Source organism: Planococcus sp. S3-L1, assembly GCF_030063085.1.
Taxonomy (GTDB): domain Bacteria; phylum Bacillota; class Bacilli; order Bacillales_A; family Planococcaceae; genus Planococcus; species Planococcus kocurii.
Map to the genome: position 1 here is coordinate 1 of NZ_JASISN010000038.1, position 7724 is coordinate 7724.

10 protein-coding genes are annotated in these 7724 nt (G+C 39.1%); 2 read left to right on the forward strand and 8 right to left on the reverse strand.

Features of this window, described 5'->3' with window-relative positions:
* The first annotated feature begins 409 nt into the window (after window positions 1–409).
* Window positions 410–1354, forward strand: coding sequence for a cytosolic protein (locus QMF37_RS17955; RefSeq protein ID WP_283479099.1), 945 nt, complete (start codon window positions 410–412; stop codon window positions 1352–1354).
* An 88-nt stretch (window positions 1355–1442) separates the two neighbouring features.
* On the opposite strand, the gene QMF37_RS17960 is transcribed toward QMF37_RS17955, so the two are convergent.
* The 8 genes from QMF37_RS17960 to QMF37_RS17995 form a co-directional block, all read right to left on the reverse strand.
* Window positions 1443–1586 (reverse strand): hypothetical protein, encoded by a 144-nt coding sequence (locus QMF37_RS17960; RefSeq protein WP_283479100.1) that lies wholly within the window; start codon window positions 1584–1586, stop codon window positions 1443–1445.
* Entirely contained in the window at window positions 1570–2736 is a 1167-nt protein-coding gene (locus QMF37_RS17965; RefSeq protein ID WP_283479101.1) for a relaxase/mobilization nuclease domain-containing protein, read from the reverse strand. The genes QMF37_RS17960 and QMF37_RS17965 overlap by 17 nt, the downstream gene beginning before the upstream one ends.
* Window positions 2703–3032, reverse strand: a complete 330-nt coding sequence (locus tag QMF37_RS17970) for a plasmid mobilization protein (protein WP_283479103.1) — start codon at window positions 3030–3032, stop codon at window positions 2703–2705. The genes QMF37_RS17965 and QMF37_RS17970 overlap by 34 nt, the downstream gene beginning before the upstream one ends.
* 467 nt (window positions 3033–3499) lie before the next feature.
* Entirely contained in the window at window positions 3500–4063 is a 564-nt protein-coding gene (locus QMF37_RS17975; protein ID WP_283479104.1) for a tyrosine-type recombinase/integrase, read from the reverse strand.
* Between the two features lie 34 nt (window positions 4064–4097).
* Entirely contained in the window at window positions 4098–4403 is a 306-nt protein-coding gene (locus QMF37_RS17980) for an immunity 53 family protein (RefSeq protein ID WP_283479106.1), read from the reverse strand.
* A gap of 286 nt (window positions 4404–4689) precedes the next feature.
* On the reverse strand, window positions 4690–4959 hold the full coding sequence (locus QMF37_RS17985) for a hypothetical protein (protein ID WP_283479107.1): 270 nt from the start codon (window positions 4957–4959) through the stop codon (window positions 4690–4692).
* A gap of 528 nt (window positions 4960–5487) precedes the next feature.
* Entirely contained in the window at window positions 5488–6171 is a 684-nt protein-coding gene (locus QMF37_RS17990) for a hypothetical protein (protein ID WP_283479108.1), read from the reverse strand.
* Between the two features lie 131 nt (window positions 6172–6302).
* Window positions 6303–6785 carry a DUF4306 domain-containing protein gene (locus QMF37_RS17995; RefSeq protein WP_283479109.1) on the reverse strand — a complete coding sequence of 161 codons (483 nt, stop codon included), beginning with the start codon at window positions 6783–6785 and terminating at the stop codon, window positions 6303–6305.
* A 242-nt stretch (window positions 6786–7027) separates the two neighbouring features.
* Between QMF37_RS17995 and QMF37_RS18000 the strand changes: the two genes are divergently transcribed.
* Window positions 7028–7558 carry a MerR family transcriptional regulator gene (locus tag QMF37_RS18000; protein WP_283479110.1) on the forward strand — a complete coding sequence of 177 codons (531 nt, stop codon included), beginning with the start codon at window positions 7028–7030 and terminating at the stop codon, window positions 7556–7558.
* Window positions 7559–7724: the final 166 nt, after the last annotated feature.

Here is a 7724-nt window from a genome sequence, read left to right on the forward strand (position 1 = left end):
TCCTCCGAATCTCCCTAACAGAGTTTAAAAGAATGCTTTTGTGCAGGTTATTCTATGTATTATTGCTTTACGTATTTTTTAATTCCTCTTAATTTGCTGTTGCTTTGCGGAAAATTTATCTGTAGAATTGTCAGTAATTAGAATATGAACGGAAAAAGAACCTCAACTGTCACAGTGGTGTTGGTCGCACCCTGTAACCGTCTCCCTATACTAGGTAGGAAAACACTTGTCGAAGTTCTTTGTCACTTCCTGTTTCGTACCTCTTATTTTACGAGGTAATGCAGTAAGTTTCAAGGAATATTATTTACTCCAACTTCTTTTTAGCTGATTTGAGTAAAAAAGACACTGTTTCCCCTTATGTTTATTGGGAAACGGTGTCTTTTTCTGTTCCTGAAAAGGAGAAATCTCAATGACACTTTTAACGGCGTATAACCAAGATGTACAGCGTTATTTCCAAGGCAGCTATTGTAATAAGATTCGCAAAGAAACCATTCTCTCCACGATTGAAGAGAAAGTTTTTGAGATGGGCAAAAGTTTTAGCCACTTATTTCCGAATAAACGAAAACAGGTGTTGGATGAAATCATTTATTTATTGAGTGGCATGGGCATTTGTAAAATTGGGGCTGAAAAATTGGCTGAAAAGGTCGGTTGTTCCACGCGAACCGTAAAAAGTGCCGTGGCTTCGATTAAAGAAACCGATCAACTGATTGTAGGCAGACTGGCAGATGGCAAAGCAGGGAAATACATTTTTGTGTACAAAGAACACCCGAATTTCAATCAAATTCTCAAAGAGGTCTTTTTCCTGGATTCACTGCCTGAAACACCTCCAATTGCACCTCCTTCTGCACCTCTAGTTGCACCTCTTCAAAACGCTGAAAGCGTTGAGACTGTAAGCTTAGAAGGGCAAAAAACGAGTTCTAACCATATTAACTCTTTTAATTCACTACAAGAAAAAGATATTATACAAGCGGTCATTGAAAAGGATGTTCAAGATTCAAGTCAAAACCGCGATGAAATGCGGAAGAAATTGCAAACTTATGACGCAAACGAATACCAACTTATGCTATTTGATCGAATTATGACATTTCCTTTCCCTGAGTCCATTAAAACCGTTGCTGGAACGATTGCTTTACGGGTTGGAATGGACTGTGACGCAAAAAAAGTGATCCAGGCGTTAAAATTACTCAATAAAATGGCGATAAATATGATAAATGGCGTGGAAATCCGCAATATTGTGGCTGTTTTCAGCGAAGGAATGATGAATCAGCGGTACGTAATGGTTCCAAAACCAATTGTTCAGCCGCCAACAGTACCAAAAGCTCCTTTCTACAACTGGTTAGAAGATCGCGGATAAGCGATGAAAAGCTTCAAGTTGACCAAGTAAACAAAAAAATTCCGTTTGCACGTCTTTGTTCGACATGCAAACGGAATCAAACTCGGTTTTAAGGCATTTCTACGCCCATAAGCGAAAAAAGGAACTTAACCCCAAGGTAGACCGGAACAACGAACACAGCCGTTCCTAAGCCGTATTTGGCGACGTCTGCCCAGTAGTTGAGCAACGCGCCTCTTCTAACGTTCTGGACCAAGGTCGCGCTCTTTTTCTCGAGGTCTTTCATGTTCTCGGTCATGGTGCGATTCAGTTGGTTCATGCTGTTGTTTAACATGCCCTCGATCTCGCTCATTTTCTGGACGGTCGTTTTGTTGTTTGCTGCCATCTCGCTCTTGCCAGTCTCCAAGTGCTGCAGAAGCTGATTCCCGTAATCGCGCTGCGTGCTCTCGAGCGCTTTCAAAATTGAAATCATCTGTTTCTGCACGTCCTGGCTGACTTTCGTGATTTTGGCCAGTTCGTTGTCCAGTGTCATTTGACTGGTCCCGTCCTTGTCCATGTGAACCCGAATGTAGCTTTTCATCAGGGTGTTGAGTTCGTTCGTTTCCTTCATCAGTTTTTCCAGTTCGTTCGAGTTCGGCAGAGGCTGCGTCTGATAGACTCGCGCTTCCTCGCTCTTGACCTCGTTCAATTTGTCTTTCAAACTCATGCGTCAACGTCTCCTTTTCGTAAGCTAAGCCTAGTTTTGTTCCCCGGACAAACCGTTCGAAATCGGGGTGCTTGAAGCTGATGTTTTTGGGGGTGATTTTGGTTTCAATGCCAAACTGCGCTTTTAACTGATGGGCGAGATCCGGCAGGCTATTCGCTTGGCCTTTGATGCTGTCGATGCTTTCGCGAATCTCGTCTTTCCAGCTGTCTTTGCCTTTTTCTAGCAATGCTTTTTCTGCGAGGGTATAGCGAATTTGGGCAGTAGGTTCTTTAACGATCGACAAGCCTTTTGCCAAACAAAGCTGGTCACTTTGTTCGCGAATTTTGTACAAGTCCTTCTTAGAAGATTGATACTTGCTGCCATTTTCGAAACTGACGGCATTAATGACAATGTGATTGTGAATGTGTTCTTTATCGGTATGCGTATACACCACGGCTTCATGCCCTTTGGCGATGTTTCGGGCTAAGTCCTGCCCAATTTCATTGGCCAGTTTCGCCGTCACTTCACCTGGTTTAAACGATTGAATCACGTGATGGGCTTGAATGCCTTCTGTCTTGCCCCAGAGCTCTCTGGTGGCTTTGAATTGTGCCTTGGCATATTGTGCCGGACAATCCACGCCGCCTTTTTCGTGTGCCCTTTTTTCGGCATAAGAGATTAGTTTCGTCGCTACTTTTGTATTGCCGAGTTGAATTGTTGCCATAACGCATGCAACTCCTTCTCTATGCGCTGCACTTCCTCTTTCGGAACCGCCGCCCCCTCATTGGCTCGCTTGGACAACTGATTGACGTTGTTTCCAATCGCGCGCAATTGCCGAGCCAGCTCAAATGCGCCCTCCCGATCAATCTTGGGAGGCGTCATTCTCGCCCCTTGTGCCTGCTTCTTGCAGAAGGTCGGCACACTCATTCCAGCAGCTTGAGCCATCTGCTCAAGTTGCTGGAATTCGCAGTCGTTCACCCGAAATTTAATCTGTCGATTGTCTTTCCTGTTCTCTCCCAAAAAGACCGCCCCTCCTTGTTCAATCTGTGATTGAAATGATGCTTCCTACTCGTTGGTGTGCTCCGAGTATATCAGCATCATAGAGGGTTGGCAAGCTTCGTAAATGGTACCCATTTACAGCTTGTTGGGGAGTCCCCCAATCCCCCAAAGACCTTGGGCGTTGCCCAAACCCACATGGGAAATGCTTTCCCTTGACCCTCCCCCCAAAACCCCAAAAAGAAGGTTTCCGGCACGCAGCTGATCGCTCGTTCCCGAAACCAAAAAGCAAGCCGATGGCGAAACGTTCTCACGTTTAGCAGCTGGCCCATTTAACCGAATAATCCCCTCCATCATCCGACCATTATTCTGGCGGCAGACGCCAACTAATTGCCAAAATCGCTTACGAGCCAAAACGAAATAAAAGGAGCTGTTTTTCATTTTTAGAAAAACGGCTCCTTCTTTCTGATAAAAATAGACGGCATTTTGTTTTATAAGCGAAACGTTTTCAGGTTGCTTTCGATTTGTTCCGCCGTAATGCCGATGTAGCGCAGGGTAATCTGCGGATGCGCATGGTTGAGGATGTTCTGCAGCTCGGCAATGTCCCGGAACTGCTTATAATGCCAGTAGCCAAATGTTTTCCGTAGGGTATGCGTGCCGATGCCATCCGGCATATCAACCATCTGTGCGGCTTTATTGAGCTGTCTGTACGCTTGGACCCTTGTAATCGAGTTTTGCCCTTTTCGGCTCGGAAAAAGCCATTCAGCCCCTTTTAACGTGCCAATATAGCCGTTTAACTCATCGTAAATGTTGCCGAGGTGAATCGTCCGGCGTTTTCCGGTCTTGCCTTCCCGAAGCGACACGACTTTCTTGCCCTGAATCTCACTCATTTTAATGTTTAACAGGTCCCCGACGCGCAGACCCGAATTGATGCCGAGAAGAAACAGAATGTAATCCCGTTCGCCGCACCATTTCTTCAAGCTCCATTTCATGTCCTCAATTTTCTCGAGCGATCGGATCGGCTGCACATCTTTAATTTCTTGCTGCTTGTTCATGCGATTCTCCTTTCAGTTGTGACGAAAAATGTTTTTATTCCTCGACCCATTCTTTAAATACAGTTAAAATTTCTTCTAAATTTTCTGGACCACCGTAACCGAGAAAGCAAAAATCACCTCGGTCTTGAACATAGTCAGTCTTACAATGAATCCAGTCATCTTCTGATCGTTCAATAGTTATACTTTCAAAGAATTTCTCTTGTACATTGGTATTCTCGACACTAACTTTTACGCTCCACCCAGGATTATCTAATGTTTCAAATTGAATTCCATATCCATGCTCCCAGTCACCGTCACATTGTTCAAAAAACCATTGTTGAATCCATTTTAATGTCTCCATTACTATCCTCCTTAGCAGATTGCTCCCCTATGTAGCTAAACGTTTTGTAAGTTTCCTGAAGGTCCTATGTAGCGAACTACTCAAGAGAATTTAAAGAAAAGAAAAAGAGCGCCGCCAAGGAAAAGCGAGCCCAGTAAAATCAGTGATCTGAATGTATCATTTTTTCTAGTATTTTTAGTTTCGCTCGATTTTCTCTGGAAGTCAATAGAACCAGGGTTTTGAATGTAACTTAATTCACAATAAGTTACATTCAAATTGTATTTGCTGATCTTATTATCATTAGTTACTACTCATTATTTTTTATTGGAGAATCTCCTTTTTCCCAAGTTGTTGGTCCTTCATCAACTGATATAAATTTATTCCAATACTGACCTGATTCTTTATCAAAAATGATGAGATTATTTTCATTCGCAGGAATTAATTCATATCTATGTTCAGCATTAGTGCTAATTGCTTCGGATTCTTTTTCTCCTAATGCCGTTACTAAAGAAAACCCTAAAATTGCAAATCCTATTATAATTGCAAGACCAATAATTAATGATGAACTGTTTTTCATTTTCTTCCTCCTTATTTTTTATAGCAATTTGAATGTAACTTAACTGCACTTATGTTACATTCGATTCCTTATTTTAATGGGTTTCTAAATTTGTTTAAAGATAAAACATCAGAAATAGGTTAAATAGAGCAATGGCACATATCATGCCAACTAACAATTTTATTCATAAGTCGCTTACAACATCCTTTTATATCCTAAACTCCATGGATGAAATAGAGATAGTAAGTAAAAGTCTTGGAAAACGAGAGATACCGAGATTGAGTACCTTTTGAACAGTAGTTTCTTTAGCGCTATCAGCTTTTGTATCATACGAACTAGGCAAATGAGCTTTTTCTATTTCCTTCTTTATTATGTCTATCTACATTCGAAGGAGAGGCAGATTCAATAGTTTCAAAACTGTTTTATACTTAGCGATTAAGAAAGAAATATCTTGAATCTAGAAAAGAAGCCCCATTGAAGATTTCAATGGGGCTTCTTTTCTAGATTCAAGATATTTCGAATGGTATTGATTATTTGTACGATTTATTTTTAATTGTAAATAACCACTCCACCTATTAAATCCACCGACTCTTTTTGACTTTTATTAATCAGTTGAATGGAGTAAGGAGAGTCCTCTGTGTAGAAATCTAAAGGGATTTTCAGGCTTTCAGTGAAGTTGTTAAGTTCTAATGAGCCGATTATTTCGCCAGTAGTATCAATCAAGTTCACGTTTAATATTTCAATCTCCTCGACAGGCTCAATGATTAAACTTTTGGGTTGATCAAAGATTTTTCCCTGGCCAATGCTGAGTTGATTGGAAAATGAACTTTGCCGAAAAACAAAAAGGTTGTGAGCACCGGCAACAGATAATTCCTTCACTTCTTTTTCAATGTCCGCAGATAGATTCAAGAGCAGACCGTTCTCATCGAAAATTTCAGCATATGGCTCGCCATTTTGGCTTTCTTCCGAGTCTTTGTAAATATGCATTTCAGTAATTAATTCTTTCAACTGTTCTTCAGAATACGATTGGATCGGTTGCTTGTTTTTATCGTACATTACAAGATAGGGCTTCTCTTCTATTTTCATTGCTGCTTTAGGTAGGCCAAAAATGTATTGATTCGCTTCGATTGTTTTTTGGGCACGTCTTTCGCCATCTTTCGCAAATACTGTTGGAATAACTAACCCAAAGGTAAGGAAAATCAGTCCTAAATTAAAAAAATGTTTTTTTTTCACAATATCACCTTCCGATTTTACTGAGTGGATAAATTATTAACTAATTAGTATGATTTAAAAAATTTATGCCAAATATTCTAGAGAAATATAATGTAGGAGGTGCTCTTTATTTTAGATAACATAAATGATTACTAATTTACTTGAGTTATTGATAACTTCTTCTTTTTCACTTCAAAAATTAAAATTTTTATGATAGAAAATAAACTTATTAAACCAAATAATAAAGTGAAAAGTTTGAAACCCGTAGTTGGGGAATTCAGCAGCAGTATACATATAGTGAATGAACCAACAGCTATCAGTCCCAAAAAGGTATTATGCAACCTTCGTGATTTTTTAATTACTAAAAATGCAAGTTGAAAAATTACATAAAAAAATGAGATTGTCATTAATATTGGATACAAAGGTTCATATTTTGCAGCATAGACAAAGTGATCAATTATCAAGATATCGCTAGAAGTAGTTATTTCTCCGTTAATCCAATTAGAGAAAATCGCAGTATATTTCCATTCTATGGAATCATCGCGTAGTTGACCGCCCTCATACCAACTAATCAATGAAGTAAAGAAAAATAACAGAAATGCTCCGATTAGCAAAATTACTTTTTTAAAAGACACGGTTATACACCCTTTCTTTTTAATTCATTGTTAGACGTTAAATTATTACTTAAGTTCCATAATATGATTACAAAAAATATAAATTTTGACATTTACTTTATTATTACTGTATCAAATTTTTCATATCCTCTAATTAATCTTCTCTTAAGTCTTGTGATAAGATAAAATCAATATAAACATTGGTATTAAAGCACTCTAATCATGATGATATGATGATAGATGAGTGAAGAGAGGTGATGATTATGACGGAAGAATGGTTTAGTGTGATTGAATTAGCAGAGAAAACCGGTATTGCTGAACCCAGCTTACGAAGATATATTACGAAGTTTCATCCCTATTTTATTAGCAAGGGTGGTAATCGTGCGAAGAAATATGATGCTTCCGCCATCAACCTTTTGTTAAGAATCAAAACCTTATATAATGCTGGATACGAAACTATAGGTGTACTAGAAATTATTAGACAAGAATTCCCCATGACTATTAATGATCCTAAGCATGTTGACACAACTGGAAATCCTACTGTGTCAGGATTAGCAACTACTGAAGATGTAGCGAAACTTAAAAACTTGTTAAATGATATGAATGAAAAACTAGTGAAACAAGAAGAGTTTAACACCTTACTCATTCAAAAGTTAGAGAATCAGAACCTTTTTATTAAAGACACGCTAAAAAACAAAACACCTTTATTGCTAGAAAAAGTGGCCATTGAAGAAGAAGTGAAGAAACCAGCTGAAAAGTCAAAAAAAGGGTTTTGGAATCGCTTCTTTAAGTAATTACTCAAAAAAAAACACCCGTAAAGGGTGTAAGGTAATTCCTCCGAATCTCCCTAACAGAGTTTAAAAGAATGCTTTTGTGCAGGTTATTCTATGTATTATTGCTTTACGTATTTTTTAATTCCTCTTAATTTGCTGTTGCTTTGCGGAAAATTTATCTGTAGAA